Here is a 26,683-nt window from a genome sequence, read left to right as displayed (position 1 = left end):
CCCGGATCGCCGGTGGGAGGCTTGGGGAGGGGGTGAGCGGGGCGCCTGCAGCGCCCCGCTTTCTCTATCTCAACTCGAAGCATCGAGCTTGAGGATTCCACGCCGGTGGATGGGAATTATGGCCCTTGAGGGGTGGTCATGGTGCGCCCCGTTGTCCCTCCGACAAACGGTCAACCATGGGATCCCTGAACTAACTGAAAAAGGGGCGACGTGTTATACTAACATCAGAGCCGGCTGCGCGTTCGCCCCTGGAAACCCTGCAGTCGGTTTGAAGGAGGACGCTGTGTCCAGCAAGCTGGATCGGTTTACCCAGCGGGCCAGGCGGGTGCTGGCGTTGGCTCAGGAGGAAGCCGAACGCCTGAACCACACGTACATCGGCACCGAACACCTGCTCCTGGGCCTGGTCAAGGAAGAGAACGGCATCGCCGGCCAGGTGCTCCGACGCCTGGGCGTCACCCCGCAGAAGGTGGAGGAAATGGTCCTTCGGATGTCGGGGCCCGGCCGCCGCACTCCCCATAGCAAGCCCGACCTGACGCCCCGCATCCGTCGGGTGATCGAGCTGGCCGTCGATGAGGCCCGACGCATGGGGCATCATTACATCGGCACCGAACATCTCCTCCTCGGGCTGGTCCGCCTGGGTGACGGGATGGCGGTGGATATCCTCAAGAGCCTGGGGCTGTCCCTGGAGCAGATCCGGCGGGAAACCAATCGGGCGATCCAGGAGACGACTGCAGCCGCCCGGCCCCGGCGGGAGCGCCCGAAGACGCCGCTGCTCGATCAGCTGGCCATCGACCTGACCGCCCTGGCCGAGGAGGGGAAGCTGGATCCGGTCATCGGACGGGAACAGGAGATCGAGCGGGTGATCCAGATCCTCTCCCGCCGGACCAAGAACAACCCGGCGCTGATCGGGGAGCCCGGGGTGGGCAAGACGGCCATCGTGGAGGGGCTGGCCCAGCGCATCGTGGCCGGCGAGGTCCCCGAGCCGCTCCTCAGCAAGCGGGTCCTGCAGTTGGATGTGGCCTCCCTGGTGGCGGGGACGATGTATCGGGGCCAGTTTGAGGAACGGCTGAAGCGAGTGCTGGAGGAGCTCAAGAGCGCTGACTGCATCCTGTTCATCGATGAGATGCATATGCTGGTGGGTGCCGGGGCGGCCGGCAGCGCCGTGGATGCGGCCAACATCCTGAAGCCGGCCCTGGCCCGGGGGGAGATCCAGTGCATCGGCGCCACGACCTTCGATGAATATCGCAAATACATCGAGAGCGACGCGGCGCTCGAGCGCCGGTTCCAGCCGGTGGTGGTGGAGGAGCCCACGATCGAAGAAACCATCGAGATCCTGCGGGGCATCCGCCATCGCTACGAGGAGCATCACAAGTTGACCATCACGGACGAGGCGATCGAGGCGGCTGCCCGGCTATCCGCGCGCTATATCCCTGAACGCTATCTCCCGGACAAGGCGATCGATCTGATCGATGAGGCGGCGGCCCGCGTGCGGATGTATAAGGCCTCCCGCTGGCCGAGCCTTCAGAAGGTATACACCGAGCTACGCACGGTGCAGCGCGAGCGGGAGGAAGCCCTGGCCGAACGCCGTTACGAAGATGTGGCCGATCTCAAAGCCCGAGAGGAGGAGCTCCAGGCTCAGCTCCAGCAATTGCGGATGCGCAGCGAGACCGACGAGGGACCTAGGGTCACGGCGGAGGATATCGCCGAGGTGGTCTCCATGTGGACGGGCATCCCGGTCAGCCGCATCGCCGGGGATGAGTCCCAGCGCCTGCTCCAGATGGAGGAGGAGCTCAAGAAGCGCATCGTGGGGCAGGATGAGGCCATCAGCGTGATCTCCCGGGCGGTGCGGCGGGCCCGCGCCGGCCTCAAGGACCCCCGCCGACCCATCGGCTCCTTCATCTTCCTCGGGCCGACCGGGGTGGGCAAGACAGAGCTCACCAAGGCCCTGGCGGAGTTCCTCTTCGGCTCCGAAGACGCGCTGCTCCAGCTGGACATGTCGGAGTTCATGGAGCGCCATAACGTCTCCCGCCTGGTGGGAGCGCCCCCTGGTTACGTGGGCTATGAGGACGCCGGACAGCTCACCGAATATGTCCGCCGCCGGCCTTACTGCATCGTGGTTTTCGATGAGATCGAGAAGGCCCATCCGGATGTGTTCAATATGCTCCTCCAGATTATGGAGGAAGGCCGGCTGACCGATGCGCGGGGCCGCAAGGTGGATTTCCGCAACACGATCATCATCATGACTTCCAATATCGGCGCGGAGACCATCCGCAAGGCGCACCTGGGCTTCCCCACCCAGAAGCAGGAGGAGGTGGACCTGGAGCGGCGCTACCGGGAGATGCGGGAGAAGCTTCTCAATGAGCTGCGCAAGGTCTTCCGGCCTGAGTTCCTGAACCGGGTAGATCAGGTGGTGGTCTTCCGGCCGCTGAGCCGGGAGGACATCCTGAAGATCGTGGACCTCGAGCTGGGCAAGGTGGCGGCCCGTCTCCAGGAGCATCGTCTGCGCATCGAGGCCACGCCGGCGGCCAAGGCCTTCCTGGCCGATAAGGGCTACGATCCCGAATACGGCGCGCGGCCGCTGCGCCGGGTGATCCAGAACCTGGTGGAAGATGCCCTCTCCGAGGGGATGCTGGCCGGGAGGTTTGGGCCGGGAGACACGGTGATCATCGACCTGGAGGGAGATCAGCTGGTCTTCCGCCCGAAAGGGATCGAGGAGCTGACCCCACCGCCGGCACTGATCGTGGAAGGATAAGCAGGGGCATCCGGGGGCGCGTCCTGCGCCCCCGGGTTTTTTAAACGCATGAGTTACCCGGTGGGTCTCCTCGGGCCTCAGGGGAGCCCGTATTCTTCCCACCGTCGATTCACCAGCGCCCGGATCTCCGGGCTCATCTCAATGCGCTCGGGCCAGCCCCGGGGATGCCCCTCCTCGGGCCCCTTGGCGGTGGCGTCGATGCCGATTTTTCCCCCATACGCCCGCAAGGGCGCAGCATGATCCAGATGATCCACCGGCCCCTCCACAATCACCACATCCCGCTTCCAGTCCACATTCCCCAGCGCCTGCCATGCCACCTCGGATAAGTTGTGCACATCCACCCAGCTATCCACGACCACAATGCATTTGGCCAGGCTCAGCAGCCCCAGGCCCCACAGGCCGAAGATCACTTTGCGGGCGTGCCCGGGGAACCGCTTGCGGATGCTGACGATCACCAGGTTGTGGAAAACCCCTTCCGCAGGCATGTTGTAATCGACCACCTCCGGCAGGAACAGGCGGATCAGCGGGAGGAAGAGCCGCTCCGTGGCCTTGCCCATCCAGTAATCCTCCATCGGCGGGCGGCCGACGATCGTGGTGGGATAGATCGGATCCCGCCGGTGGGTGATCGCGGTGATGTGCATCACCGGGAAGGGCTCCGGCGGCGTGTAATAGCCGGTGTGATCGCCGAAGGGGCCCTCCATGCGCTGTTCCCAGGGGTCGATGTAGCCCTCGATGATGATCTCCGCATGGGCGGGGACTTCGAGGGGTTGGGTGACGCAGGGGACCATTTCCACCGGCCGTCCCCGAAGCCATCCGGCGAGCAGATACTCATCGATGTCCGGAGGGAGCGGCGCGCTCGCCGCCCAGATGCAGGCAGGATCCCCTCCCAGCGCCACGGCGATGGGGATCCGCTCCGCCCCCGCTTCCCGGGCGGCCCGTTCATGCTCCGCGCCGCCCTTATGGATCTGCCAGTGGACCCCCAGGGTGCGCTCATCGTGAACCTGGAGGCGATACAGCCCGACATTGCGTTTCCCGGTGCGGGGATCCCGGGTGATCACCTGGCCCAGGGTGATGTAGCGGCCCGCATCTTTGGGCCAGCACTTCAGGATCGGCAGCCGATCCAGGGATGGGCGTTCGGTCTCCACGACCTCCTGACATGGCGCCCGGGAGACCCGCCGGGGGCCCAGCCCGATGCTCCGCAGGGTTCCCAGCACCTGGCCCAGGCGTTCAAAGGCCTCCCCCAGGCTCTGGGGGAGCTCCGGGCGCAGCAGCGTTTCCAGCCGCTTTCGAAGCTCCTCCAGGTCTTCAACCCCCAGGGCCCAGGCCATGCGCTGTCGGGTCCCAAACAGGTTGATGGCGACGGGGATCCCCTTCCCGTCCACATTTTCGAAAAGGAGGGCCTTATTGCGGGCGGGTGGACCCTTCATCACCCGATCGGCGATCTCGGTGATCTCGAGCTCGGCGGAGACCGGTGCGCGGATGCGGACCAGCTCCCCGGCCTGTTCCAGACGGTTGAGGAAATCCCGAAGATCCTGATACGCCATCGGCTCGTCTCCTCGCCGGTTATGGGGATCTGGGTTCATCATACCGTAGCTCTCCCGATAGTCCACCGATCCAGAATGGCTCTTTAGAACAGGCCAATGCCGCTATAATGGAGGTAACCTGGAACACGAAGGAGGCCAGGATGCCAGTGGTGCGCAAAGTTCAAGGGGTCTTGTATCGGGTGCAGGATTTGGCGCGGGCCAAAACCTTCTACGGGGAGACCCTGGGCCTGCCGGTGCGCGGGGAGGATCCGGAAGGGCGCTGGGTGGAATTTGGCCCGCCTCGTGGGCCGCGGATCCTGCTGCATCAGAGCCCGGAGGGGCCGGGGGGGAACGCCGGAGGGGGCGCGCTCTTTGAGGTGCGCAATGCCCGGCGCGTCCTCAACCGCCTGAAGCGCCAGGGGGTCCGGGTCGGGGATCTGGTGGAGATCCCGGGCGTGATGGTGCTGGGGACGTTCTATGACCCGGAGGGGAATCCCCTGCACGTGGTCCAATCGTTGCTTCCGAAAGCTCCCCGCCGCCGGAAAGCCCCGGAGGAGGGCGAAGCGGGGCCTGTTGAGGGAAGCGCTCTGGGCAGCTGATCCTTGTTCTGGGAGATTCGGGGCAGGCAGCTCTGCCGCCTGCCCCGAATGGTTTCTCCTCCTTTCGCCGCGCGCTCGATCCGGATGCAATAGAATCCGGTAGAGCGTATATCCCTTATCCTGGAACGATCCACAGATCCTCTCGGGGGGCATCCTTCGCGATGGGGCGACCGTTGCGAATCGCCATCGATGGGCCAGCGGCTTCGGGGAAGAGCACGCTGGCTCAGCGCCTGGCTGCTCATCTCGGATATGCCTATATCGATACCGGGGTCATGTATCGGGCGGTGACCTGGGCCGCCCTGCAGCGAGGCATCCCGGTGACGGACGAAGAGGCCCTGACCCGTCTGGCCGAGACCCTGGACCTGGACATCCTGCCTCCCACCGAGGCCGATGGCCGCCCCTATACCGTGCGGGTGGAGGGGGAGGATATCACGTGGGCCCTGCGAAGCCCGGAGGTGGACGCGGCGGTCTCCCAGGTGTCCGCGTATCCAGGCGTCCGTCGCGCCCTCACCCAGCGTCAGCGCCAGATCGGGCTGCGGGGCCGGGTGGTGATGGTCGGGCGGGACATCGGAACGGTGGTCCTTCCCGAGGCCGATTTCAAGCTGTATCTGGACGCGGATCTAAAGACCCGGGCCTGGCGTCGTTATCGGGAGCTTCGGGATCGTGGAGAAGCCGTATCCTTCGAGGAGGTCCTGGAGACCATGCGGCAGCGAGACGCCCTGGATCAGGGGCGGGAAGTCGCGCCGCTGCGCCCGGCCCCTGACGCGGTGGTCCTGGACACCACAGCGATGGATATCGAGGAAGTGTTCCAGCGCGTGCTGGCCCTCCTCGAAGCCCGGTGCCAGGAGACATCCCATGTGGCGGGTTGAGCTCCACGCCCATACGGTTTGCTCGCCGGACAGCCTGGTTTCCCTCGAGGATTTCCTCGCCGCCTGCCGTCGGAAAGGCCTGGATCGCGTGGCGGTGACCGATCACAACACCATCCAGGGGGCGTTGCGGCTGAAGGAACGGGCGCCCGATCTGATCATCGTGGGCGAGGAGATCCGCACCCGGGAAGGGGAGGTGCTCGCTTACTTCATCGAGCGGGAGATCCCGAAAGGTCTCCCCCTGATGGAAACCATCGATCGGATCCGGGAGCAGGGCGGGGTGGTGGCGCTTCCCCATCCCTGTGACCGGGCGCGGGGCTCCGCGGTGGGCCGGAAGGTCGCCGAGGCTGTGCTCCATATGGTAGACGCGGTGGAGATCTTCAACGCGCGCTGCGTGTTTCCGGGCGACAATGCCTGCGCCGCGGCGCTGGCCGCGCGGTTCGGCAAGCCGGGATTCTCCGGCAGCGACGCCCACACCCTGTGGGAGCTGGGCCGGGCGTGGACGGCCCTTCCACCCTTTGAAGACGCGGTGGGTTTCCTGCAAGCCTTACGCCATGCCCGCCCCACCCGCCGTCTGAGCCCGGTGTGGGTCCACCTGCTTTCCATGTGGGCGAAGTGGCGCCGTGCCCGGTTGATCTCCTCCTGAGGGCCTGGATGGATGGGGCTCTCAAGCCGGCCAGATCAACCACCCGGCTTCCGGATGGCGCTCCACGCGCATAGGGATCTCGTAGGCGGCTTCCAGAAGGGCCGGCTGAAGGACCTCCTCCGGGGGCCCGAAAGCCAGTGCCCGGCCGTTTTTCAGCAGCAGCAGCCGATCGCAGAAGCGAGCCGCCAGATGGAGATCGTGAATCGCCAGCACCCCCGCCATATGCTCCGTCCAGAGCATCCGGCGGATCAGCTGGAGAAGCCGGAGCTGATATTTCAGATCCAGATGGGCGAAGGCCTCATCCAGCAGCAGGATGCGTGGGGTCTGAGCGAAAGCGCGGGCGATGAGCAGGCGCTGGCGCTCCCCTCCCGAAAGCGTCCCCACCGGCCGCTCTGCAAAGGCCTGCGTTTCCGTCCGGATCATCGCCTGCTCGATGTGCATCCGGTCCGTTGCGGAAAGCGCAGACAGCCAGGAAAGGTAGGGGGTGCGCCCGAAGGAGACCACCTCTTCCCCGGTGAAGGCCTCGGGAAGCGAAGCCCCCTGAGGGACCACGGCGATCCACCGCGCCCGATGTTCCGGGGGAAGCGTATGCAGCGGAACGTCCTCCCAGAAGATCGTGCCGGCCTGAAGGGGGATCACGCCGCTTAAGGCGCGGAGCACCGTGGTCTTTCCGGCGCCATTGGGGCCGATCAATCCCAGCGCCTGGCCCGGCTCCACGAAGAAGCTTAACCCCGGGATGACCACTTCATCCCCATAGGCGACCCGCAACCGCTCTACCCGGAGCATGGCGCTTCCCTCCGCTTCCCAGGCGAGGATGTCCCCATCCGGGGCGGCCTCGCCTCCCCAGAGAATCTTCCACTTCGATGGGTTTGGAGAATAAAGGATCTCCTGGCCCCCTGATCTCTGTTGCCCTTCAGTCTAATGTCTCCCCCAGCCTCCGCAAAGCGGAGGATCTCCTCTGGAATGGACCCGCCGCTTGGTTGTGGAAACCCCTCCGATCCTCTCCGCTTTCCCCTCCCCCCATGTCCCATCGCAGCGCAGGGGAAATCTTCGGGTTTTCGCATACCCCCTCGATTTTCTTGACATAAATCAAACGAATTACTAAAATAATCTTGATGCTAACGCGTGTTAGCATGCGATGATCAAGCGACGATCGCCAACAGCTGAGGATGTGGCCCGCCTGGCGGGGGTTTCCCGGACCACCGTCTCGCTGGTGCTGAACGGCGTCCCGGATGTTCGGATCCCTCTGGAGACCCGACAGCGGGTCCTGGAGGCGGCGGCTCGCCTGAACTACCGCCCCCACGCGGGAGCCCGGCATCTGGTCCGCGGGCGCTCCGAGGTGATCGCCTTCGTGATGCGTCAGACCCCCGATCAGGTTTTCGCCGATGCGTTCCTTCCGGAAGTGCTGCGGGGCCTGAGCGATGTCCTTCGAGAGGCGAATCTGCATCTGCTGCTCTTTCCCCTTGCCCCCCATCATGCTCCTGAGGAGACCACCCGCCTGCTTCAGGAGCGTCGGGTCGATGGGCTGATCCTCTCCGGCCCGCGCTTTGAGGATCGGGAGTGGCTGGGACGCTGGGGGCAGGAAACGCCCGTGGTTCTCCTGGGTCATCTGGCCAACACTCCGCTCCCCTCGGTCGATGTGGACAACAGGCAGGCAGCCGCCATGGCCACGCGTCATCTGGTCCGGTTAGGCCATCGACGGATCGGGTTGATCACCAACGCGCCGTTATCGTATACGGCCAGTTATGAGCGCTGGCTCGGCTATCGTCAGGCCCTGGAGGAGGCGGGCCTGCCTTACGATGAAACCCTGGTCGCCTTCGGGGCTTTCACCCCGGCCAGCGGCGCGGTGGCGATGGAGCGATTGCTGAAGCTTCCGGATCCTCCCACCGCGGTCTTTGTGGCCAGCGATGTGGTCGCCTTTGGTGCCCTTCAGGTCATCCGCCGCCACGGCCTGCGGGTTCCCCAGGACTTGGCTCTGGTGAGCTTTGATGATGTGCCTCTCTCTGCCTACGTGGATCCACCGCTCACCACCGTTCACCTGCCGGCGGAGGATCTGGGGCGGGAGGCGGGCCGGCTGTTACTTCGGTGGATTCAGGAGGGAAGGCCTCCGACCGCAACAATCCGGTTGGCCACCGGGCTGGTGATCCGTCAATCCTGTGGCGCGGGAGGTGGAGCATGAAACGTATCGGGTTTGTGCTGGTGGTTTTGATGTTGGCGGTCAGCGCCTGTGTGCCAGCCGCCACGCCGACTCCTGAACGGATCGTGGAGACCCGGGTCATTGAGCGGACGGTGCCGGTCGAAAAGACCGTTGAGGTCACCAAGGTAATCCCCACCCTGACCGTCATCGGCCCCTGGGCGGGCGCAGAGATGGACCAGTTCCTCCCCGTCCTTAAGGCGGCGGAGAAGAAGCTCGGCGTTCAGATCCGCTACCGGATCTACCGGGCGGAGGATCTCTCGCAGATTTTGCCTCCTCAATTTGAGGCGAAGCAGGCCCCGGGTGATGTGATTTTCATGTGGGACTGGTGGATCCGGAAGAACAAGGATCACGCGGTGGATCTCACGGACGTGTGGCAGAAGGAGGCCAGCCAGTTCGTGCTCCAGCCCGCCCCTGTGGATGGCCGGGTTTACGCTGTCCCCTATGTTCTCTTTGTGAAGCCCGGCTTCTGGTATAAGAAATCCTTCTTCCAGAAGCATAATCTGAAGCCGCCGGCCACGTGGGAGGAGTTCCTGGCCCTCCTGGATCAGATCTCCAAGATCCCCGGTATCAAGAAGGCGATCATCAGCGGCGATGGCGTGGGCTGGCCGCTGAGCGACATTGTGGAGCATTTCCTGATCACCTTCGGCGGGCCGGAGCTCCAGGAGAATCTGATCGCCGGCAAGGCCCGGTTCACCGATCCCCAGGTCCGCGCCATCTTCGCCGAGCGCCTGGTTCCCCTGCTCGGCAAATACTTCAGCGACCCGGTGGAATGGACCCAGGCCATTGACCTCTGGTGGAATGAGGAATACGGCCTGTTCTTCATGGGGAACTGGCTGACCGGGATGGTGAAGGACCCGAACGACCTGGGCGTGTTCACTCTGCCTGGGGCGCGCGGGGTGGTGGGGGGCACTGACTGGGCCTTCATCCCCAAATACAGCGAGAATGTGGAGGCCGCCAAGCAGCTCGTCGCCTTCCTGATCAGCAAGGAGGGGATGGAGATCCGGGCCAAACAGGGCGGCAAGCTCGCCAGCCGCAAGGACATCTCCCCCGAGGTTTACCCGCCGGCCGACCGGGCCCTGGCGGAGGCCCTGGCGAAGATCGAGCGGCCGAACGTCCCGGACCTGGATGACACGGTGGGCGGGGATTGGCAGCGCACGTTCTGGGATCAGCTGAAGCTCCTCTGGGTGCGCCCCCAGGCGCTGGATAGTGTGCTCCGCACCCTGGACGCTCGCTTCCCCACTCGATAGCGGGCTCCTCTGGATTTTCCCGGGGAGCTCCCCTCCAGACACTCCGTGTTCTCTCCTCTCCCCGCGGCCCCTCAGGCCGCGGGGAGAGGCTATCCGGCCTCCCGGATGGGAGCCGAACGGCGGTTGTTTTGCAAAGGGAAGGGAATGGGGGCAGGCCGATTCGCCGTCTGCGCCCATCTCCTGTCCCTCTGAATCCGGATCAGGAGCCGGGGACCATGCGGGCATGGCGAGGGTGGAAGCGAATCGGACGCTGGGGAAGTTTTCTGGGGTTCACCGCACCAGCCCTGCTTCTCATTCTCTTTTTTATCATCCTCCCCGCCTTGCAGACCATCGCCCTCAGCTTCACCGACCGGCAGGGGGCCTTTGTGGGCCTGCGGAATTTCGTTCAGGTCCTCTCCGATCCGGACACCTTCAATCTCCCAGGCTTCCCGCCCGGCCCACCCCCCTGGGGCTCCATCGTCCACAATGCGGTGTGGATCTTGCTCCATCTTCCGCTGACGATCGGATTGGGTCTGATCCTGGCGGTGTTGCTGGATCGGGCTTGGGGGGCTACCTTCCTCAAATCCATCATCTTCCTGGGAATGGTCACGCCGATGATCGTCGGGGGTGTGATCATTCGCTTCCTGTTCGACGAGAACGCGGGGATCGTCACCGCGATCCTGCGGGCGGTGGGGCTGACGGAGCTGGGGCGGAGCTGGGCCGCTTACCCGGAGACGGCATTGCCGGCGCTGATCCTCGGGTCCGTCTGGCTCTGGGTCGGGTTCAGCATGATCCTTTACAGCGCCGGCCTGGCGACGATCCCACGCGATTACTATGAGGCCGCCGCCGTGGATGGAGCGGGCCCTCTCCAGCAGTTCTGGTATATCACCATCCCCAGCCTCCGCCCGGTCACCATGGTGATCGTGGCCATGACGGTCCTCTGGGAGTTGAAGATCTTCGACATCGTCTACACGGCGACGATGGGTGGCCCGGGCGGGGCCACCATGGTGCTCGCCCTCCAGATGTATTTCTACGCCTTCCGGGCCCTGGAGTTCCATCGGGCGGCGGCGGTGGCCACCCTGCTGACGCTCTTCACGCTGATCGTCGGCCTCTGGTTCGTGCGGACCACACGTTCTCCGGAGTGAAGCGCGATGCGGCGGTGGGGACAGGAACTGGCGGTGAACGCGCTGGCATGGGGAGTGGGCCTGATCTGGATCGTCCCCTTCATCGGCATCCTGATGAGCGCTCTGCGCCCCCAGAGCGAGCTGATCCACGGGTGGTGGCAGTTCTCTTCCTTCACCATCTCCCTGGATAACTTCCTGAAAGCATGGAACCATCCCACCGCCCCTATCGGACAGGGGATCCGCAACTCCCTGGCGGTGGTCATCCCGGCCACGGTTCTGCCGATATTCATCGGGGCGATGGCGGCTTACGCGTTGCTTCGTTTCCCCTTCCCGCTGCGGGATCCCCTCTTCCTGACGATCGTTCTCCTGATGGCGATCCCTCAGCAGATGGTGGCCGTCCCCCTCTTCCGGTTCCTGCGGGATCTGGGGCTGATCAACAGCTATCTCGGGCTGATCCTGGTGCACACGGCGTGGGCGCTGCCCTGGGTGATCCTCTTCCTGCGGAACTATTTTTCCACTCTGCCGCCGGAGATCGAGGAGGCGGCCAGCCTGGATGGGGCGAGCCGGTTTCAGATCTTCACCCGGATTGTGCTGCCTCTCAGCCTGCCCGGCCTGGCCTCAGCCGCTGCCTTGCAACTGACCTGGGCCTGGAACGATTTCTTCATGGCCCTGATCCTGATCTACGATCCTGATATGCTGGTGGCCACCCAGCGCATCCCCCTGCTGCGGGGCCAGTATCATATCGATTGGGGCGTGCTGACCGCGGCTTCCATCCTGACCATGAGTGTGCCGATCCTGGTCTTCGCCCTGCTCCAGCGCTATTACATTCGGGGCCTGATCGGGTGGACCCTGAAATAGTGAGCGGTGCGCGCTCATGGTTTTTCCACCATTTCGCAGGGCTTATGCTGTTCAGCGCCTGACCCTGGAAGCCGCCGGGGGGAGATCGCGCGGTGTAACTTCTATCGCTGAGCGGAGACCATGCGATGCATGAACCTGTAGCTGTTCCTTCCCGATCCCTGGAAGCGTTGCGCCCCCTGGTGGAGGCTGAGGTTATCGAGGCCCTTCGGGAGCTCGTCGCGCCTCTGCGCGGCCTGCGGGTGCTGCATGTGAACGCCACCGCCTTCGGCGGGGGAGTGGCCGAGATCCTGGCCACCCATATCCCCTTGCTGCGGGATCTCGGCCTGGAGGCGGAGTGGCGGGTGATCCACGGGGACGATGCCTTCTTCCGGGTCACCAAGGCGATGCATAACGGCCTCCAGGGGATGGACATCGCCTTCACCCCGCCGATGCAGGAGATCTGGAAGGAAGGGAACCGGCAGAACGCGATGTCTCTGCCAGGGGACTACGACGTCATCGTGATCCATGACCCGCAACCGGTCGGCATCCCGCTGCAGCGAGAACGCCGCGGGGCCCGGTTCTGGATCTGGCGCTGTCATATCGATACCAGCAACCCGAATCGGGTTTTCTGGTCGTTCCTGCTCCCCTATCTTGCTGTTTACGATGCGGCAGTCTTCACCATGGCGGAATACGTGGGGCCTGGCTTCCCGGTCCCTCGCGTGGAGATCATCCCTCCGACCATCGATCCCCTCTCGCCCAAAAACGCGCCGATGGATCTGGGGGAAGCGCGGGCCATCGTCGCCCGGTTCGGGGTGGATGTGAACCGGCCCCTGCTTCTGCAGGTCTCCCGCTTCGACCCATGGAAGGACCCCCTGGGGGTGATCGATGCCTACCGGCTGGTCAAGGAGGAGCGCCCGGAGGTTCAGCTGGCCCTGGTGGGATCCATGGCCCACGATGACCCGGAGGGATGGTTTTATTATGACCGCACGCTGCGGCATGCAGGGGAGGACCCGGATCTTTATGTGCTGCACAACTTCCATGGGGTGGGCGCATGGGAAGTGAATGCCTTCCAGCGGGTTGCGGATGTGGTCATCCAGAAATCCCTGCGGGAGGGATTTGGGCTCACCGTCACAGAGGCTTTATGGAAAGGAAAGCCGGTCGTCGGGGGCCGGGTCGGCGGGATTCCATTGCAGGTCCTGGATGGAGAAACGGGTTTCCTGGTGAGCAGCGTGGAGGAGTGCGCGGGGAGGGCGCTGGAGTTGCTGAACCAACCGGAGAAAGCCCGGGCGATGGGGGAGCGGGGCCGGGAACATGTGCGACAGCATTTCCTTTGCACCCGGGGTTTGCGGGATGAACTGATGCTGCTTCGATCGCTTCTGGATGGGCACGCTCACTGATTCACGTCGGTGAGGAAGATCTCACTGGTTACGCTTCTCCAGGAACGTCTGGAGCTCCGGAGCCTGCTCCGGGTTCAGCGCGCGGATCAGATGCAGAAGGGCCTCAAAGCCCTCTGGGGTGATCCGGAAAACCGTGCCGTGGCGAACCCGGAGGAACTCGAAGTGGGCGCGCGCCTGAGGGATCTGACGCACCAGGAAAAGGGGGACGGGCTCACGGAGCCATACGGTGGGCGTGGGGGCCAGGTCGAAGGTATCATAAGGCCCCCCTTCGACCTCCGGGTAGCCATCCGAGGCCAGTCGGGCCAGGCCGATGATCCCCTCGCCGGCCTGATAGGCCACCACAATATCTCCCTTTCGCATCTCCCGGATCCGGGCCCATGAGACCGGTGAGCGGATCCATTCCCGCCCTCCCCAGTTCCGCCCCTCCTCCGCTGGGTCTTGGAAAAAGTCCCGCCAGTGCCACCGCCCTGCGGAAGCGCTGGCCACCACCCACCAGGCGCGCTCCTCATGCTTTTTCGGGCGGAGCTTTCGCGCGGGCGGGTTGCTGCGGCGGCCTGCCCGCACGGAACCCAGGGATCCGGGCGCCCCGTGTCCTGAAATCCTAGCTGGACGAAGCGCTAATCCGACACGCATGGGTGATCGCGGATGTAAAACCGCCACGGTCGGGTGCGGGCGAGGAGATCCCCGCGTACCCGGACGCGGGGGCCCGTGGCCACCTGATCATCGGGAACGGGCTCCCCGAGCTCGATCCAGAGCCGGGCATCCGGCGCGCACAGATCGTGGCCGTTCAGCCTCCGGTCGATGCCCAGCCCGGCGCAGACCCGCCCGGGGCCCCGCAACCAGTCCCGCTCCGGGATCCCGGGGCGCCGACGGGCGATCCATGAGCGCCCCTCCTCGGGCTCCAGAGCCCGGATCAGGATGGCCGCCGGGAACCCTTCCGGTTCCGTGACGACGTTCAGGCAATAGTGCTGGCCGTAGATCATATAGACATAGGCATGTCCGGGCGGGCCATACATCACCGCATTGCGAGCGGTGCGACCGACGGCGGCATGGGAGGCCTGGTCATCCTCTCCAATATAAGCCTCCACTTCCACAATGCGCCCCGAGATCCGACGCCCACGGACCAGATGCACGAGGCGTCGCCCCAGGAGATCCCGGGCGACCTCTAAGGTGGGCCGCTCGAAGAACGCGCGAGGTAGCCGTTGCATCGTCTCGGGAGCCGGCGGTTTGGAAAGGGTGCTCCGCATGGCCAGCTCATGCGGGAAGAAGAGTGTCCTTTTGGGGAAATCGGGGCGCTGCAGACGCCTCTACCCAAAGAATATTTTTCTCCTCTATGGAAGCTCTGTTCAGGATCCGAAGCCCACCTCGCTCAAGCGGGTCATGGGATCCCGAGCGCTCAGGAAGGTTTCCTCTAAAATCACCGCGTGAAAGCCCAGCGTCTGGATTTCCTCGATCTCCTGACGGGTGGAGATCCCTCCGGCGACGATCTGAATGGCTTCCCTGGGGAGCAGTGGACGCAGCCGAGCAGGCAGCGTGGGATCCACCTCAAAGGTCCGCCAGTCTCGCCGCTGGACGATGAGGGCATCCAGGCCGGCCGCCCGGGCGGCTTCCACTTCAGCCTCGGTGCGAACCTCCGCCAGGACCTCCAGGCCGCATTCCGCGGCGGCCTCCAGAAGGGCTCGAAGGCCGGAGGGGCTCAGCATGCCCATGCTGATCCAGATGGCGTCGGCCCCGAAGGCCCGGGCCTCCAGCACCTGGAAGGGATCGAGGAAAAAATCGTGGCGGATCACCGGGATGTTCAGCCGTCGGCGGAGCAGGGCCTGTTTCACCGCTGCCAGATGTTCCAGGCGGCCCTGATAGTAACGCGCGTCGGTCATGACCACCAGGGCGGCGACCCCACGAGTCGCCAGGGAGAGAGCGAGGCGGACCGGATCATAAGAGGGGCGTAACAGTCCATGGAAGGGGGCAGCTCGCATCAGGGCGACCACGGGTCGGAGCCGGCCCTGGGGATCGGGAAGGACGGTTCGAAGGGGAATGGGGGCGGGCCAGAGGCGGGTTTGCAGGCGCAAGGCCCCTTCATCCAGCACGCGACGTCGTCGCGTTAGCTCCTCCCGCTTATCTTCCAGAATCAGCTCCAGAAAGCGGCCGCGTCGTCGGGCCCGTTCCCAGACGCTCATGTGGCCCTGGAGGAGCGTGAGGAGGTTTTGGTTGCCCGCGCCCTGGAGGCAGGTCGGACCTCTGGGCTGAGGCGCTGATACAGCGCGATCAGGTTGCGGTGGTGCAGCTGTGGGGCCAGGCCGTTCAGGGCAATGCGGGGGATCCCACAGCTTTCCACATCCAGTTCTCGCAGCGCCTCCCGGGGCTTCCCCTGCTGGAGGTAGCGCCGAACCTCGCGCACAATTGTGTTCAGGTAATTGATGTTGGCCTGAATCGCGTCCAGCACCTCCCCCCGAAGGATCGGCTCACCGTGGCCGGGGACCATGGTCTCGATCTGAAGCTCCCGGAAGCGCTGAAGGGTGGCGATGGTCTGCTCGACATCGCCATCCACGATGTAAGGGATGGGCATCATGACATCCCCGGTGAAAAGAATTCGATCCTCGCGAACATAGACGGCCAGCCCATCCGGGGAGTGACCGGGCGCGTGGAACAGCTGCAGCGTTTTGTTCCCCAGGCGCAGCAGGAGATCGCCTTCTTCCACGACGACCTCAGGAAGACGAAGGCTCAACGGAGCAAAGGCAGGGTCCTGCGCTTTCGCCTCCTGAAGGGCTTGTTCCCCATGTTCTTCCAGGCGCTTTCGGCAAAGGGTGTGGGCGATGGCGATCGCGTTCGAAAAGAAGCACGCGCCAAAGGTGTGATCCGTGTGATAATGGGTGAGGACCAGGTAGATCGGACGCCCCGCGGCTTCTTTCTCCAATAGCCTGAGGATTTCCCGCGTTTCCTCGGGAAATGGAAGGGTATCGATCACCACGACCCCCTCGGAGGCGAGAACCACCCCCGCGTTCACCTGGGCATACCGGTCGCTGGTAAGGACATAAATGTCATCTGTAATTCGATCCCGTTGCATGGGCGGACGTGATCTCCTTGGAAATTCCCGATCCCAGGCGGGTGTTCCACGGGTCTGATGGGATCATGGCTCACGGCACGCATTTTAAGAGGACTTCCTGGGATCGTCAACAACATCCGATTTTCCAGAATCCGAGCGTGCTTGTATTCTAAACTTATCACAGGGCGAGAGGGTGCAGCCGAGTTCCATCCTGGGAGAGGCATATGGGAGAGCAGACCGTTCTGATCACGGGGGCAAGCAGTGGAATTGGGGCGGCCACCGCTCGGTGGCTGGCCCGCCAGGGCATGCGCGTGGTCCTAACCGCCCGGCGCCGGGATCGCCTGGAGGCCCTGGCTCAGGAGATCCGCGCTCAGGGCGGTGCCGCCCTGGTGATCCCGGCGGACCTGGCCAGCTTCTCGGACCGTCAGGCCCTGGTGCGTCAGGTGGAGGAGGCATGGGGCCCGGTGGAGGTGCTGATTAATAACGCGGGCTTCGGCTACTACGGGACCGTGGCCCAGACCCCCTGGGAAGTGATCGAGCGGATGTTCCAGGTGAATATCCTGGCGATGATCCATCTGGTGCAGCTGGTGTTGCCGGGCATGCGGCGGCTGGGGCGCGGTCATATCATCAACGTCGCCTCCGTCGCCGGACATATCTCCACCCCGCCCCTCACGGTCTATTCCGCCACGAAGTTTGCCGTGGTGGGATTCAGTGAGGGGTTGCGACGTGAGCTGGAGCCGCACGGCATTCACGTCACCGTGATCAGCCCGGGGCCGGTTCGCACGGAGTTCGGACGGGCCGCCAGCGGGCTGGCGGTGGATCCCGGTGAGGTGCCCGGGGGGCTGAACCCCGAGGCGGTCGCCCGGGCGATCGCCCGGGCATTGCGCCGGCCGGTGCCCGAGATCGTGATCCCCGCCCGCTACGTCCCGGCGATCTGGATCAACCGGGCGCTGCCCCGCCTGGTCGATTGGGGGGCTGCGCGGCAGGGCCGCGCGTGGCTACGCCATCTGGAGAAAGCCCGGGGTGAGGGAGGCGAATGAAGCGGCTCGACCCCGGGGCGGGGTCATGCGGAATCGTCTTTCACATCTCCGTTGCGCTCCAGGAGCAGGCGCCGGATCACCGGCTCGATGCTCAGGATGTCCGGGACGTGGAAATCCACCCCCTCCTCCGGCTGGCCATCCACGAGGATGGTGATCATCCCCAGCGCTCGCGCCGGGCGGAGGTTGCGAGCCGAGTCATCCACGAAGATGCACTCCGGCCCCTGGGCCCGCAGGTGCTGGAGGATCCGCCGGTAAGCCTCGGGGTCCGGCTTATTGTAATATTCCAGACGACGCACATCCAGGATGATCGGGAAGTGATGGGCGATCCCCAGACGCTCGATCACCCGCCGCGCATGCTCCTCGCTGGCGTTCGTGAAGATCACCTTCGTCAGAGGGATCCGGCCCAGCATCCGATCCAGGGCGGAGTTGGGCTGGATATAGGCCTCGAGCGGCACATCGTGGACATAAGCGAGATAATCCTCGGGGTCGATCGAATGTTCCTCCATCAGCCCCCGCAGGGTGGTCCCATACTGGGCGTAATAGCGCTGCCGCAGCGCTTCCGCCTCGGCAGGGGGAAATCCCAGGCGCTCCACCATGTAGCGGCCGATCCGCTCACTGATGAGATCCATTAACCCGGAGCGGCGGGGATACAGCGTATCGTCCAGGTCCAGGATCAGATAGCGCAAGCGGGGGCCGCCCATGGCCAGCTCACCTCTTCCATTTTCCCCTCCGTGGGGATATTCAGTTTAATGCGAGGCGGGAGTTTGGCCAAAATTCCGCTGTTTATGCCTCTCGGGGCGAAGAAGGCAGTGGGGATGCATGTAAAGTCCCGCTTGCCTGCTCTTTGCTCTTCCTTGTTTTTTCTGATGCTTCCTGTGTGTGGCCATGGATACGCTGCGGTCCCCGCCGTTCGACGGCGTGGCTATGGTTCAATACAATAAGGGTGTGAAGTGGAAAGTGAGAGCGTGTTGCCCGCCTCAGCCAACGGGGGGAAACCCAGGACCTCGCACAGGCCCCGTATCCTGCTGGTCGATGATGAACCAGACCTGTTGGCCGAACTCACATCTCTGCTGGAACGCTTCGGGTTCTGCGTGCTCACGGCACGTCACGGGGAAGAGGCCCTCCGCCGCATTGCCGAGGAGCGGCCGGATCTGGTCGTGTTGGATGTGCTCATGCCCCGCCTGGATGGCCGGGAAGTGCTCCGCCGGTTGCGACAGGCCGGTGATTGGACGCCGGTCATCCTTCTGACCCGGGTGGGCACGCCCGCGGAGCGGGCGTTCAGCCTCCAGGAGGGGGCCGACGATTACCTGAACAAGCCCTTTGAGCCGATGGAGCTGGTGGCGCGCATCCAGGCCGTGTTGCGCCGTGCCCGGCCGGGTAAACCCCCTTTGACGGCTCGCCGCCTGCGGTGTGGGGAGTTGGTGCTGGACCGGCAGGCTCGAAAGGCGTGGCGCGCAGGGGTGGGGCTCGCCCTCACCCCGCGGGCCTTCGCTCTCCTTGAGTTCCTGATGCTGCACGCGGGCGAGGTCTTGACCCGGGAACACCTCCTGGACCAGGTGTGGGGGTGGGCCTACCCCGTTGGCCCGCGCGCGGTGGACATCCGGATCGCTGAGATCCGCAAGGCACTGGACGACGATCCGGAATCCCCTCGCTACATCGAGACGGTTGTCGGATACGGCTACCGGTTCATCGGCGATGTGGAGGGCATCCCGTGAGACGCAGTGTGCGCATAGTGGTGACGATCGCCCCTTTCCTCCTCGGTCTGCTCCTTTCCGTCCTGTTGGCCCGCGGCCTGTTGCCCAATCGGGTGTTGGTTAGCACCTTTGTGGTAGACGCTGCCGCACTGGCCGTCGGCATCGGTGGGTTTGTGAGCTTGACATGGGGGGTTGGGTGGGCTTGGCGCGCGTGGCTGCGCCGCCGCATCACGGCAGCCGAAGCCGCCGCCCGTGCCGCCCAGGTGGCCGCCCACCGCCGCTTTCTGCGCCGGCTGGACCACGAACTCAAGAACCCATTAGCCATCCTGCGCGTGGGATTGGCCAACTTACAGCCCTTAACCGATCGGTCCCCTAATGAAGCCGAAAGGCTGGCGCGGCTCGCGGAACAGGTGGGACGGCTGGAGGCGTTTGTGGCCGGCCTCCGGTGGCTGACGGAACTGGAGGATGCCACCAGCGAACCGGCGCGCGTCGACCTGCAAGCGGTTCTGGAAGAGGCCTTAACCCTCGTTTGTGGGGAGGCCGGGGAGCAAGGCCGGAAAGTGGACATGCACATCCAGCAAGTCCCCTGGTCTGTCGGCCCCGTGCTTGGGGATCACGAGCTGCTGGTCGTGGCCTTTCGCAACGTGTTGGACAACGCCCTGAAGTTTACGCGGGCAGGTGATCGGGTAGAGGTGCGGGTGGTGGAGGACGGGGATTGGGCGGTGGTGGAGGTGGCAGACACGGGGCCGGGCATCCCAGCAGATGAGTTGCCACACATTTTTGAGGAGCTGTACCGGGGGCGCAACGCGCGGGAAGTGCCCGGCAGCGGGTTGGGGTTGGCCCTGGTGGAACGCATCGTAACGTTACACAGGGGGAAGGTAGCCGTGCGGAGCCGGGAAGGTCAGGGCACTGTGGTGCGGGTGTGGTTGCCGCTGGCGAAAGAGAAGTGATGTTTCAGGATCGAAACATGCTGTTTTCGAATGGACATTGGTGTGAAACACAGTGAAACATGGGACGCAGTAAAACAAAAATAGCTGAATTGTATTGAGCCTGTATTTTTGTGGAGGAAGCCGGGAGGCAAATCATAAGGACAGCGACCTGGAAAGGGGAGCGGGATGAAGAGGATACGTATGCTCTCAATTATGCCGTTAGCGATTGTATTACGAGTCGCCTGTGCAGCGCCAGCGTCAGCGCCCCAAGAAACAACTGCAAACGAAGCAAGCATATCGAAGATTGCTGTCCAGGGGGAGCAAATACCGTTTGAGATTTGTGGCGAGTCCAGCGCCTGGACCCGACCCACCGAAGGGGAACAAAAGGCAAAATGGGGGAACTCTGGGCGGTACGCAGGTGGCGATGAGAAGGTCACCCAGTATCCCTGGACCCACAATTTCTTCGTAGTCTACGGTAATGCCAGCGACGAATACGACCTCATCAACCTTTCGGGGCTTTGGACGCTTGAAGGAAATGTGCGAAGTCGGTGCGTCGACCCTGAGCGTCAGGATGCTATACTGAAGCTTCAGAAAGCAGAAGTCTGGGTGTTGTTACATCGGGTGAAGAGCATCAAACGTGTAGGTGCCGACTACTACATTATCGTAGAGCCGGTTGAGAAGGGCGTCTGGTTTATCCAGTTCCCCAGGCCTGATCAGCAAGTTCCGCTCACGTTGCATTTTGTTACTGAGGATGGTCGAGAAGTCGAGAGGATTGTAGAAGCCAAGAGCCCATATTGGCCTTATCCCCAACTCGTGCCAACTCGGCAGCCTTAATAAAATTCGAAAGCCGGCAGCGGCTTAACACCATGTTGAAAAGACACCTTCTCTTCTTGGCGTTGCTTACGCACTTCTTGCTTGGCTGTGGCACCTTTTCCATCAAAACCCGTGTGATGACTCCGGCCGAGGCCACGGCCACGGCTCAAGTGGCCCGCTCCCCCACGCCTGGGCCAGGCTTGGGCCGGCTGGCCTATATTCAGGGTGGTGACCTGTGGGTTAAGGACCTGCCGGACGGTCAGCCACGGCGTCTAACCTCGGATGGCCGCAACCGGGAGCCACGTTGGTCCCCTTCGGGTCGGTGGATCGCCTTTCGCAAGGGCGATTATCAGGTCTGGGTGATGCGCGCCGACAGCGGGGCTGCTTATCCGCTGAACCAAGGCAGGGCCGTGGGCGCTTTCGCATGGGCACCCACCGATGACCGGTTGGCCTATGTTGCCCCTGATGGAGCTCTGGTGGTCGCCAGCGCGGGTGGGGGAGATGAGCAGCAACTTGTGTCAGGGGCAGGAGGTCAAACGCACACCGGTGTGGTGCATTTTGCCTGGAGTCCGAATGGGGAGTGGTTAGCATACGAGTATATAACTCTCCAGCAAGAAACCAGCAGAGCGTGCGATATGCGAGCTTGTGGCGCATCCGTGCTGATGGGCGTGAGGCCACACAACTCCTCAATGTGGACACTGAAACGTATGAGCCCATTCTGGCCGGATGGGTCTCTGATGGCTCGGCGCTCTTTGCTGGCCGATGGCGCTCCGTTGTGGAGTCTTCCCCTTGACGGCGGTCCGCCCCAAAGCCTTGTAACCACACTGGTCTATGAGGACTTCGTCGTTCCCCACCCCATGGCGACAGATTGGATCGCGGTCGTCGCCGGCAGTGGCCGTGAGAGCTGGCTGGGCAAGCGGCTTTACATCATTCGCGTCACCACAGGCGAACAGATCCCCCTTTCTCCTTCTGAGGAAGCAGTCGCTTCGCCGGCGTGGTCGCCGGACGGTCGAGCCCTCGCTTATGTGAGCATGCCGTCGGCAGAAGGAGTGGCCGGTGGGGAGCCGGCCCGCGAAGCGATGATGCAGCGGCGCATCTGGTTGGTGGACGTGGAGGGCCAGTCGCATCATCGTCTCACAGACGATCCAGCCTACCGTGATGAGCGCCCGCTGTGGTCAGTTGACGGAAGCCGCATCCTTTTTGCTCGGCTGAATAGGGAAGGACGAGCATCGTTATGGCTGGTATCTACCGAAGGGGGCGAACCGCAGAAAGTGGTGGACGAACTGACACCTGCCCCCGAGTGGTTCGGCTATTATGGTCATGTAGAGTGGGACAGCCTCTTTGACTGGTGGACGGGCCCGCCGCACCCAGAGGGGGCCGTCCGTATCCCGTTGCTCGCCTCGGTAGCTACAGCATCGCCACCTGCCCCGGCCACACCGACGAGGATGCTATCCCTAACCCCGACTCAGTTCCACCCAGCCATACGCTGACGCTGTCCTGGACATCCCTCTCGACGTGCCGGTAGACGAGGGGGTGGAGGGTATTCTGGGTGAGGCAACCCCTTTCACCGCGCATATCGGAAGCGGGCGGCGGCCTACTTCGGCCGTTGGGATTTCCGCCAGGTGCAGGTGCTGGGGAGCGCGCTGGACGCCGGGTGGATCACGCCGGAGGAATACGAGGAGGCACGGCGGGTGGATGGGGTAATCTGAAGCGGCGGCCCGAGGGCTTGCTCCACTGGCCCTGGAGGTCTTGTGGGGGGTAGACCGGGGGATGTGGAGCGGGCGGAAGGGCTGCGTCGGGAGGGGCGGCCTCTCGTAGTGATTCAGGACGGTTGGATCGACTGGCCACAGGAGTCAGCTTGAAAGCCTGGGGGCCGGGGCGATCGCCCCGGCCCCTCGTAAGGGTTTCATGGGGATGGATGTCGTGAGAGGGGGGAAGGGGTGAGAGGAATTCGAGCGGGAGTTCCCCGATCCCGAGGAGAGGTAGTTTCCACCACGCCGATGAGGTCATAGGTCATCGCCCCGGTAATCCGCACCGGGAGGAACTGGCCCACGGGCCATTCCCCTTCCACCAGCACCAGGCCATCGATTTCCGGGGCATCCCGATACGTCCGCCCCACGCTCAGGCCGTCTCCCGTCCCCTCGATCAGCACCTCCAGGGTTTTCCCGACCAGCGCCTGGTTCTTGCGGAGGGAGATCGGCTGCTGAGCCGCCATCAGCCGTTCATAGCGTTCCTGTTTGACTTCCTCCGGGAGATGGCCGGGTTGCCGGGCCGAGGGCGTCTCCGGCTCGTAAGAATACGTAAAACACCCGACGCGATCGAACTCCAGGTCCTGAATGAACCGGATCAGCGCCTCGAATTCCTCCTCGGTCTCCCCGGGATAGCCCACGATGAAGGTCGTGCGGATCGCGATATCGGGCATGGCCTTCCGGAGCTTCTCGATGGTGCGATAGACCCACTCGATGTTCGCCGGACGGCGCATCCGGCGCAGGACTGCGGGATGGCCGTGCTGCAGCGGCAGATCCAGATAATGGGCCACCTGGGGATAGCGGGCCATCACTTCGATCAGGCGATCGGAGACGGCGCCCGGGTAGGCATACATGAGGCGGATCCATTTCACTTCGGGAACCCGCTGGGCCAGGCCCTCGATCAGGGTGGGCAGCCCATCCCGCATCCCCAGATCGTGGCCATAATCCGTGGTGTCCTGGGCGATGAGGATGAGCTCCCGCACCCCCTGATCCACCAGGCGACGGGCCTCCGCCCAGATGACCTCCGGCGGACGGCTGACAGCGGGGCCTTTGATGAGGGGGATGGCGCAGAAGGCGCATGGGCGACGGCAGCCGTCGGCGATCTTCAGATAAGCGCTGGCCCCCTGGACCGCAGCGCGCAACACGCCGCGCTCCTCTCGCTGGATCGGCCCACCCTCCGGGATATGGAAGAGGGGCTCGGGGATCATGCGCCCCCGCAGCCGCTCGATGAACTCCAGGATATCCATCCAGCGCCGGGTGCCGATGACCCCGTCGATCCCGGGCACCTCCTCCACCAGGCGGGCTCCCCACCGCTGGGCGAGGCATCCGGCGGCGATGAGCAGCTGCCCTTTCTTCTTCCGGGCCGCCAGCTCCCGCAATACCTGGAGGGATTCCTGCCGGGCCGCTTCGATGAAGCCGCAGGTGTTCACAATGAGCACGTCCGCTCGGGCCGGGCGATCCACGGACTCATATCCGGCGTCCTCCAGCAACTGGGCCATGCTGGCGGAGTCCACCACGTTCTTCGCGCAGCCCAGCGTGATCAGATGGTAGCGTTTGCGGGATGCGAAGGCCCCGGGCATCGTCCACGCTCCGGATTTCCGAGAGTTCCGATCACAGGACATCCAGGGGATCCACGTCCACCCGCCAGTCCGGCGGCAGCGGGAAATCCCGAAGCCAGGCCACCGGGTCAGGACCCCGGAGGAGGATCTGCCACCGGTAAAGCCCCCGCAGGCGGCTGAAGTAGCAGGGGGCCGGGCCGATCATCGCGGTGGGGGGGGCCCCTTTCCGTTCCAGGTGATGGCGCAGGGCCTCCCCCATCCGCTCCGCCGCCTCCCGGGCCCGCTCCGGATCCGCATGCCAGTAAAGCAGGCGGACCAGGCGTTGGAAGGGAGGGTATCCGTGGGCCTTCCGGAAGGCCAGCTCTTTCCGATAGAACCATTCTAAATCATAACGCGCCGCTGCGGCAATCGCCGGATGATCCGGCCGGTAGGTCTGGAGGATCACCCGTCCGCCGAAGAGCCCCCGCCCGGCCCGGCCGGCCACCTGGATCAGCGACTGGAAGGTCCGCTCGGCGGCCCGGAAATCCGGCAGCCCTAACCCCACGTCGGCCAGGATCACCCCGACCAGGGTCACCAGCGGCAGATCCAGCCCCTTGGTCAGCACCTGGGTTCCGATCAGGACATCGGCCTCCCCGTCGGCGAAACGCTGCCAGATGAGCGCATGGGCGGCGCGGGTCGGGGCGGCGTCCAGATCCCAGCGCAGCACCCGGGCTTCGGGCCAGCGCTTCCGGACGGCCTCCTCCACGGCCTGCGTGCCGATGCCCATGCCCTTCAGCCGGCGGGACCCGCATCGAGGGCAGCGAGCGGCTGGTTTCTCCACGGCGCCGCAGTGATGACAGACCCAGCGGGTGGGGTGATGGTGCTCCGCGAGGGGAAGATCACAGCGGGCGCATCGGATCAGATGCCCGCAATCCCGGCAGAACAGAAAGGGCGCGGCCCCCCGCCGGTTCAGGAACAGGATCGCCTGCTGTCCGCGGCGGAGCACCTGATCGAGGGCTTTCTCCAGCGCCCGGCTGAAGATCCCGGTGTTCCCGGCTTTCAGCTCCTGCCGCATATCCACCACCTCAACCGGGGGCAGGCCGCTTTCCAGGGCTTCGGTCTCCACCTCCACGAACCGATCGAGGGAGGCCCCGAATTGCCGGGCCTGCTCCATCAGCCGCTGGCGATATCCGCGCAGGCGACGGGGGAGGCTCAATTCCTCGAGCATGCCCCGCTCTGCCAGATGGCGCAGCTCTACCCCGGGCGTTGCGGTGCCCAGGATGACCACCGCCTCCACCAGGCGGGCCAGGGCCAGCGCGGCGTCCACCGCATGGTAGGCGGGCAGAAGATAGGGGATCTGGGGCTCGATGTCCTGCTTGTAGCTCGGATCATGGGCCTCATCGATGACGATCAACCCCAGATCGGGGATGGGAACGAAAAGGGCGGAGCGAGTGCCCACGATCACCCGGGCCTGGCGACGACGCACCCGCTCCCACAAAGCCCGTTCCTGAGCCGGAGACAGCCCGCCGGTCCAGAGGACGACCTGGCCCGGGAAGCGCGCTTCAAAGCGGCGCGCCGTCTGGGGGGTCAAGGCCAGTTCCGGCACCAGGACGATCGCCCCCTTCCCCCGACGCAAGGTCTCCGCCACAGCCCGCAGGTAGAGCTCGGTTTTCCCGCTGCCGGTGATCCCATGGAGCAGGAAGGCATGGAACCGACCGGCCTCCAGGGCTCGGGCGATCGATCGCCATGCCAGCGCCTGGTCGGGGGTCAGATTCGGCGGCTCCTCCGGCACCGGGTAAGGATCGAAGGTTTCCCACGCTGGCTGTTCGAAGAGCTCCAGGAAGCCCCAGCGGGCCAGCTGTTGCAGATCATACGCGCGGCAGCCGGTCTCCGCCTGCAGCCAGTCGGCGGGCAGCGGCCGCGCGGTCTCCTCGAGGCGTTCCAGCAGCCGTCGCCGCCGTTCGACCACCGCCCGATGGCGTCCCAGGCGGAAGGTCGGATCCGGCATGGTCTTCAAGCGAACCCAGCGGAGCATCGGAGGACGGCGTTCGCCGATTCGCCAGCCCCGCCGGATCCATCCCCGCTGGAGCAAGCGCTGGAGCGCGCGTCGCCGTTCCGCCAGGGGGAAATCCCGCAGGACGGCGTGCGCCTCGCTATGGGTCAGCGGCCCCTCCGTCAGCGCGGTGAGCAGAACATGTTCCGCGAACGAGACCGCCACCGCCTGTTCCAGCTCCCCGCCCGTGGGGCCGGAGATCCGCTCATAGACCGGCTCTCGACGGGGGATCAGGCCGGAGGGGATCATCAGGCGGAGGCACTCATTGATCGGGGCCAGATACGTCCGGCTCAGCCAGGCGGCCCATTCCAGGCGCGGGGGGTCCAGAATAGGGTCCTCTTCCAGACAGCGCAGCACCGCTTTCCGGGCGCGGCCGTTCTCCACCCGGTCGCCCTTCTGGGGACGGGTGAAGCTCTTGCCGGGGATCCGGCGCAGCACAATCCCCGGCTCGGGCCGCCCGCTTCGCCCGAACGGCACCAGCACGAGGTGCCCGGGCCGGAGATGACCATCCGGGCCCTCGGGTTCTTCGTAAGGGAAAACGCCACCGGCATAGGCCGCGCTGGCGGCCAGGACAGCGATCTCCAGAGCCATCGGGATCTGCTCGCTGAAAATCCTCTCCAGAGGAAGGAAGAAGCGGATCTCCCCCTTCTCTCTTCTT

Annotated in this window: 23 protein-coding genes; 14 read left to right on the top strand and 9 right to left on the bottom strand. The window is 64.6% G+C overall.

Annotation, left to right across the window (positions count from 1 at the left end; genetic code table 11):
• The first annotated feature begins 283 nt into the window (after positions 1-283).
• Complete coding sequence (locus VAE54_RS07690; protein WP_322801365.1) at positions 284-2,752, top strand: ATP-dependent Clp protease ATP-binding subunit; 2,469 nt, start codon at positions 284-286, stop codon at positions 2,750-2,752.
• A 77-nt stretch (positions 2,753-2,829) separates the two neighbouring features.
• Here VAE54_RS07690 and VAE54_RS07685 read toward each other — a convergent pair whose 3' ends face one another.
• Complete coding sequence (locus tag VAE54_RS07685; RefSeq protein WP_322801364.1) at positions 2,830-4,296, bottom strand: menaquinone biosynthesis decarboxylase; 1,467 nt, start codon at positions 4,294-4,296, stop codon at positions 2,830-2,832.
• 140 nt (positions 4,297-4,436) lie between these two features.
• Here VAE54_RS07685 and VAE54_RS07680 point away from each other — a divergent pair, with 140 nt between their 5' ends.
• From VAE54_RS07680 to VAE54_RS07670, 3 genes are all read left to right on the top strand, one after another.
• On the top strand, positions 4,437-4,874 hold the full coding sequence (locus VAE54_RS07680) for a VOC family protein (RefSeq protein WP_322801363.1): 438 nt from the start codon (positions 4,437-4,439) through the stop codon (positions 4,872-4,874).
• A 161-nt stretch (positions 4,875-5,035) separates the two neighbouring features.
• Positions 5,036-5,743, top strand: coding sequence for a (d)CMP kinase (gene cmk / locus VAE54_RS07675; protein ID WP_322801362.1), 708 nt, complete (start codon positions 5,036-5,038; stop codon positions 5,741-5,743).
• The gene (locus VAE54_RS07670) at positions 5,730-6,386 is read left to right on the top strand and encodes a PHP-associated domain-containing protein (protein WP_322801361.1); all 657 of its coding nucleotides are present in this window, start codon (positions 5,730-5,732) and stop codon (positions 6,384-6,386) included. Before cmk ends, VAE54_RS07670 begins: the two co-directional genes overlap by 14 nt.
• A 21-nt stretch (positions 6,387-6,407) precedes the next feature.
• Here the strand turns inward: VAE54_RS07670 and VAE54_RS07665 are convergent, their stop codons facing one another.
• On the bottom strand, positions 6,408-7,172 hold the full coding sequence (locus VAE54_RS07665; RefSeq protein ID WP_322801360.1) for an ABC transporter ATP-binding protein: 765 nt from the start codon (positions 7,170-7,172) through the stop codon (positions 6,408-6,410).
• A gap of 352 nt (positions 7,173-7,524) precedes the next feature.
• On the opposite strand from VAE54_RS07665, the gene VAE54_RS07660 reads away from it, so the two are divergent.
• The 5 genes from VAE54_RS07660 (at position 7,525) to VAE54_RS07640 (ending at position 13,167) form a co-directional block, all read left to right on the top strand.
• Positions 7,525-8,565 carry a LacI family DNA-binding transcriptional regulator gene (locus VAE54_RS07660; protein WP_322801359.1) on the top strand — a complete coding sequence of 347 codons (1,041 nt, stop codon included), beginning with the start codon at positions 7,525-7,527 and terminating at the stop codon, positions 8,563-8,565.
• Positions 8,562-9,830 carry an ABC transporter substrate-binding protein gene (locus tag VAE54_RS07655; protein ID WP_322801358.1) on the top strand — a complete coding sequence of 423 codons (1,269 nt, stop codon included), beginning with the start codon at positions 8,562-8,564 and terminating at the stop codon, positions 9,828-9,830. Before VAE54_RS07660 ends, VAE54_RS07655 begins: the two co-directional genes overlap by 4 nt.
• Positions 9,831-10,045: 215 nt before the next feature.
• On the top strand, positions 10,046-10,954 hold the full coding sequence (locus VAE54_RS07650) for a sugar ABC transporter permease (protein ID WP_322801357.1): 909 nt from the start codon (positions 10,046-10,048) through the stop codon (positions 10,952-10,954).
• Positions 10,955-10,960: 6 nt separating this feature from the next.
• Positions 10,961-11,791 carry a carbohydrate ABC transporter permease gene (locus VAE54_RS07645; RefSeq protein ID WP_322801356.1) on the top strand — a complete coding sequence of 277 codons (831 nt, stop codon included), beginning with the start codon at positions 10,961-10,963 and terminating at the stop codon, positions 11,789-11,791.
• Positions 11,792-11,916: 125 nt separating this feature from the next.
• Entirely contained in the window at positions 11,917-13,167 is a 1,251-nt protein-coding gene (locus VAE54_RS07640) for a glycosyltransferase (protein ID WP_322801355.1), read from the top strand.
• A 21-nt stretch (positions 13,168-13,188) separates the two neighbouring features.
• Here VAE54_RS07640 and VAE54_RS07635 read toward each other — a convergent pair whose 3' ends face one another.
• From VAE54_RS07635 to VAE54_RS07620, 4 genes are all read right to left on the bottom strand, one after another.
• Complete coding sequence (locus VAE54_RS07635; protein ID WP_322801354.1) at positions 13,189-13,527, bottom strand: hypothetical protein; 339 nt, start codon at positions 13,525-13,527, stop codon at positions 13,189-13,191.
• Positions 13,528-13,784: 257 nt separating this feature from the next.
• Positions 13,785-14,414: a DNA-3-methyladenine glycosylase gene (locus VAE54_RS07630; RefSeq protein WP_322801353.1), complete on the bottom strand. Its 630-nt coding sequence runs from the start codon at positions 14,412-14,414 to the stop codon at positions 13,785-13,787.
• A 99-nt stretch (positions 14,415-14,513) separates the two neighbouring features.
• Positions 14,514-15,344 carry a hypothetical protein gene (locus tag VAE54_RS07625; protein WP_322801352.1) on the bottom strand — a complete coding sequence of 277 codons (831 nt, stop codon included), beginning with the start codon at positions 15,342-15,344 and terminating at the stop codon, positions 14,514-14,516.
• The gene (locus VAE54_RS07620) at positions 15,341-16,231 is read right to left on the bottom strand and encodes an MBL fold metallo-hydrolase (protein ID WP_322801351.1); all 891 of its coding nucleotides are present in this window, start codon (positions 16,229-16,231) and stop codon (positions 15,341-15,343) included. Before VAE54_RS07620 ends, VAE54_RS07625 begins: the two co-directional genes overlap by 4 nt.
• 203 nt (positions 16,232-16,434) lie before the next feature.
• Between VAE54_RS07620 and VAE54_RS07615 the strand changes: the two genes are divergently transcribed.
• Positions 16,435-17,250: an SDR family oxidoreductase gene (locus VAE54_RS07615; protein ID WP_322801350.1), complete on the top strand. Its 816-nt coding sequence runs from the start codon at positions 16,435-16,437 to the stop codon at positions 17,248-17,250.
• A gap of 23 nt (positions 17,251-17,273) precedes the next feature.
• Here the strand turns inward: VAE54_RS07615 and VAE54_RS07610 are convergent, their stop codons facing one another.
• Positions 17,274-17,951 carry a pyrimidine 5'-nucleotidase gene (locus VAE54_RS07610; protein WP_322801349.1) on the bottom strand — a complete coding sequence of 226 codons (678 nt, stop codon included), beginning with the start codon at positions 17,949-17,951 and terminating at the stop codon, positions 17,274-17,276.
• A gap of 249 nt (positions 17,952-18,200) precedes the next feature.
• On the opposite strand from VAE54_RS07610, the gene VAE54_RS07605 reads away from it, so the two are divergent.
• The 4 genes from VAE54_RS07605 (at position 18,201) to VAE54_RS07590 (ending at position 22,176) form a co-directional block, all read left to right on the top strand.
• Positions 18,201-18,965, top strand: coding sequence for a response regulator transcription factor (locus VAE54_RS07605; protein WP_322801348.1), 765 nt, complete (start codon positions 18,201-18,203; stop codon positions 18,963-18,965).
• Entirely contained in the window at positions 18,962-19,894 is a 933-nt protein-coding gene (locus VAE54_RS07600) for a HAMP domain-containing sensor histidine kinase (RefSeq protein WP_322801347.1), read from the top strand. The genes VAE54_RS07605 and VAE54_RS07600 overlap by 4 nt, the downstream gene beginning before the upstream one ends.
• Positions 19,895-20,059: 165 nt before the next feature.
• Complete coding sequence (locus VAE54_RS07595) at positions 20,060-20,707, top strand: hypothetical protein (RefSeq protein WP_322801346.1); 648 nt, start codon at positions 20,060-20,062, stop codon at positions 20,705-20,707.
• A 716-nt stretch (positions 20,708-21,423) separates the two neighbouring features.
• Positions 21,424-22,176 carry a hypothetical protein gene (locus VAE54_RS07590; RefSeq protein ID WP_322801345.1) on the top strand — a complete coding sequence of 251 codons (753 nt, stop codon included), beginning with the start codon at positions 21,424-21,426 and terminating at the stop codon, positions 22,174-22,176.
• Positions 22,177-22,592: 416 nt separating this feature from the next.
• On the opposite strand, the gene rimO is transcribed toward VAE54_RS07590, so the two are convergent.
• Positions 22,593-24,014 (bottom strand): 30S ribosomal protein S12 methylthiotransferase RimO, encoded by a 1,422-nt coding sequence (gene rimO, locus VAE54_RS07585; protein ID WP_322801344.1) that lies wholly within the window; start codon positions 24,012-24,014, stop codon positions 22,593-22,595.
• Between the two features lie 31 nt (positions 24,015-24,045).
• Complete coding sequence (gene priA, locus VAE54_RS07580; RefSeq protein ID WP_322801343.1) at positions 24,046-26,616, bottom strand: replication restart helicase PriA; 2,571 nt, start codon at positions 26,614-26,616, stop codon at positions 24,046-24,048.
• Positions 26,617-26,683: the final 67 nt, after the last annotated feature.

The organism is Thermoflexus sp., from assembly GCF_034432235.1.
Classification (GTDB): domain Bacteria; phylum Chloroflexota; class Anaerolineae; order Thermoflexales; family Thermoflexaceae; genus Thermoflexus.
This window is presented reverse-complemented; position numbering and strand designations above follow the sequence as displayed.

What these genes read in the sequence shown, in the direction of transcription:
- VAE54_RS07685 (WP_322801364.1), bottom strand. Translation starts at nt 4,296, where the DNA reads ATGGCGTATCAGGATCTTCGGGATTTCCTCAACCGTCTGGAACAGGCC.
- VAE54_RS07680 (WP_322801363.1), top strand. Translation starts at nt 4,437, where the DNA reads ATGCCAGTGGTGCGCAAAGTTCAAGGGGTCTTGTATCGGGTGCAGGAT.
- cmk (WP_322801362.1), top strand. Translation starts at nt 5,036, where the DNA reads ATGGGGCGACCGTTGCGAATCGCCATCGATGGGCCAGCGGCTTCGGGG.
- VAE54_RS07670 (WP_322801361.1), top strand. Translation starts at nt 5,730, where the DNA reads ATGTGGCGGGTTGAGCTCCACGCCCATACGGTTTGCTCGCCGGACAGC.
- VAE54_RS07665 (WP_322801360.1), bottom strand. Translation starts at nt 7,172, where the DNA reads ATGCTCCGGGTAGAGCGGTTGCGGGTCGCCTATGGGGATGAAGTGGTC.
- VAE54_RS07660 (WP_322801359.1), top strand. Translation starts at nt 7,525, where the DNA reads ATGATCAAGCGACGATCGCCAACAGCTGAGGATGTGGCCCGCCTGGCG.
- VAE54_RS07655 (WP_322801358.1), top strand. Translation starts at nt 8,562, where the DNA reads ATGAAACGTATCGGGTTTGTGCTGGTGGTTTTGATGTTGGCGGTCAGC.
- VAE54_RS07650 (WP_322801357.1), top strand. Translation starts at nt 10,046, where the DNA reads ATGCGGGCATGGCGAGGGTGGAAGCGAATCGGACGCTGGGGAAGTTTT.
- VAE54_RS07645 (WP_322801356.1), top strand. Translation starts at nt 10,961, where the DNA reads ATGCGGCGGTGGGGACAGGAACTGGCGGTGAACGCGCTGGCATGGGGA.
- VAE54_RS07640 (WP_322801355.1), top strand. Translation starts at nt 11,917, where the DNA reads ATGCATGAACCTGTAGCTGTTCCTTCCCGATCCCTGGAAGCGTTGCGC.
- VAE54_RS07635 (WP_322801354.1), bottom strand. Translation starts at nt 13,527, where the DNA reads ATGCGAAAGGGAGATATTGTGGTGGCCTATCAGGCCGGCGAGGGGATC.
- VAE54_RS07630 (WP_322801353.1), bottom strand. Translation starts at nt 14,414, where the DNA reads ATGCGGAGCACCCTTTCCAAACCGCCGGCTCCCGAGACGATGCAACGG.
- VAE54_RS07625 (WP_322801352.1), bottom strand. Translation starts at nt 15,344, where the DNA reads ATGAGCGTCTGGGAACGGGCCCGACGACGCGGCCGCTTTCTGGAGCTG.
- VAE54_RS07620 (WP_322801351.1), bottom strand. Translation starts at nt 16,231, where the DNA reads ATGCAACGGGATCGAATTACAGATGACATTTATGTCCTTACCAGCGAC.
- VAE54_RS07615 (WP_322801350.1), top strand. Translation starts at nt 16,435, where the DNA reads ATGGGAGAGCAGACCGTTCTGATCACGGGGGCAAGCAGTGGAATTGGG.
- VAE54_RS07610 (WP_322801349.1), bottom strand. Translation starts at nt 17,951, where the DNA reads ATGGGCGGCCCCCGCTTGCGCTATCTGATCCTGGACCTGGACGATACG.
- VAE54_RS07595 (WP_322801346.1), top strand. Translation starts at nt 20,060, where the DNA reads ATGAAGAGGATACGTATGCTCTCAATTATGCCGTTAGCGATTGTATTA.
- VAE54_RS07590 (WP_322801345.1), top strand. Translation starts at nt 21,424, where the DNA reads ATGGCTCGGCGCTCTTTGCTGGCCGATGGCGCTCCGTTGTGGAGTCTT.
- rimO (WP_322801344.1), bottom strand. Translation starts at nt 24,014, where the DNA reads ATGCCCGGGGCCTTCGCATCCCGCAAACGCTACCATCTGATCACGCTG.
- priA (WP_322801343.1), bottom strand. Translation starts at nt 26,616, where the DNA reads ATGGCTCTGGAGATCGCTGTCCTGGCCGCCAGCGCGGCCTATGCCGGT.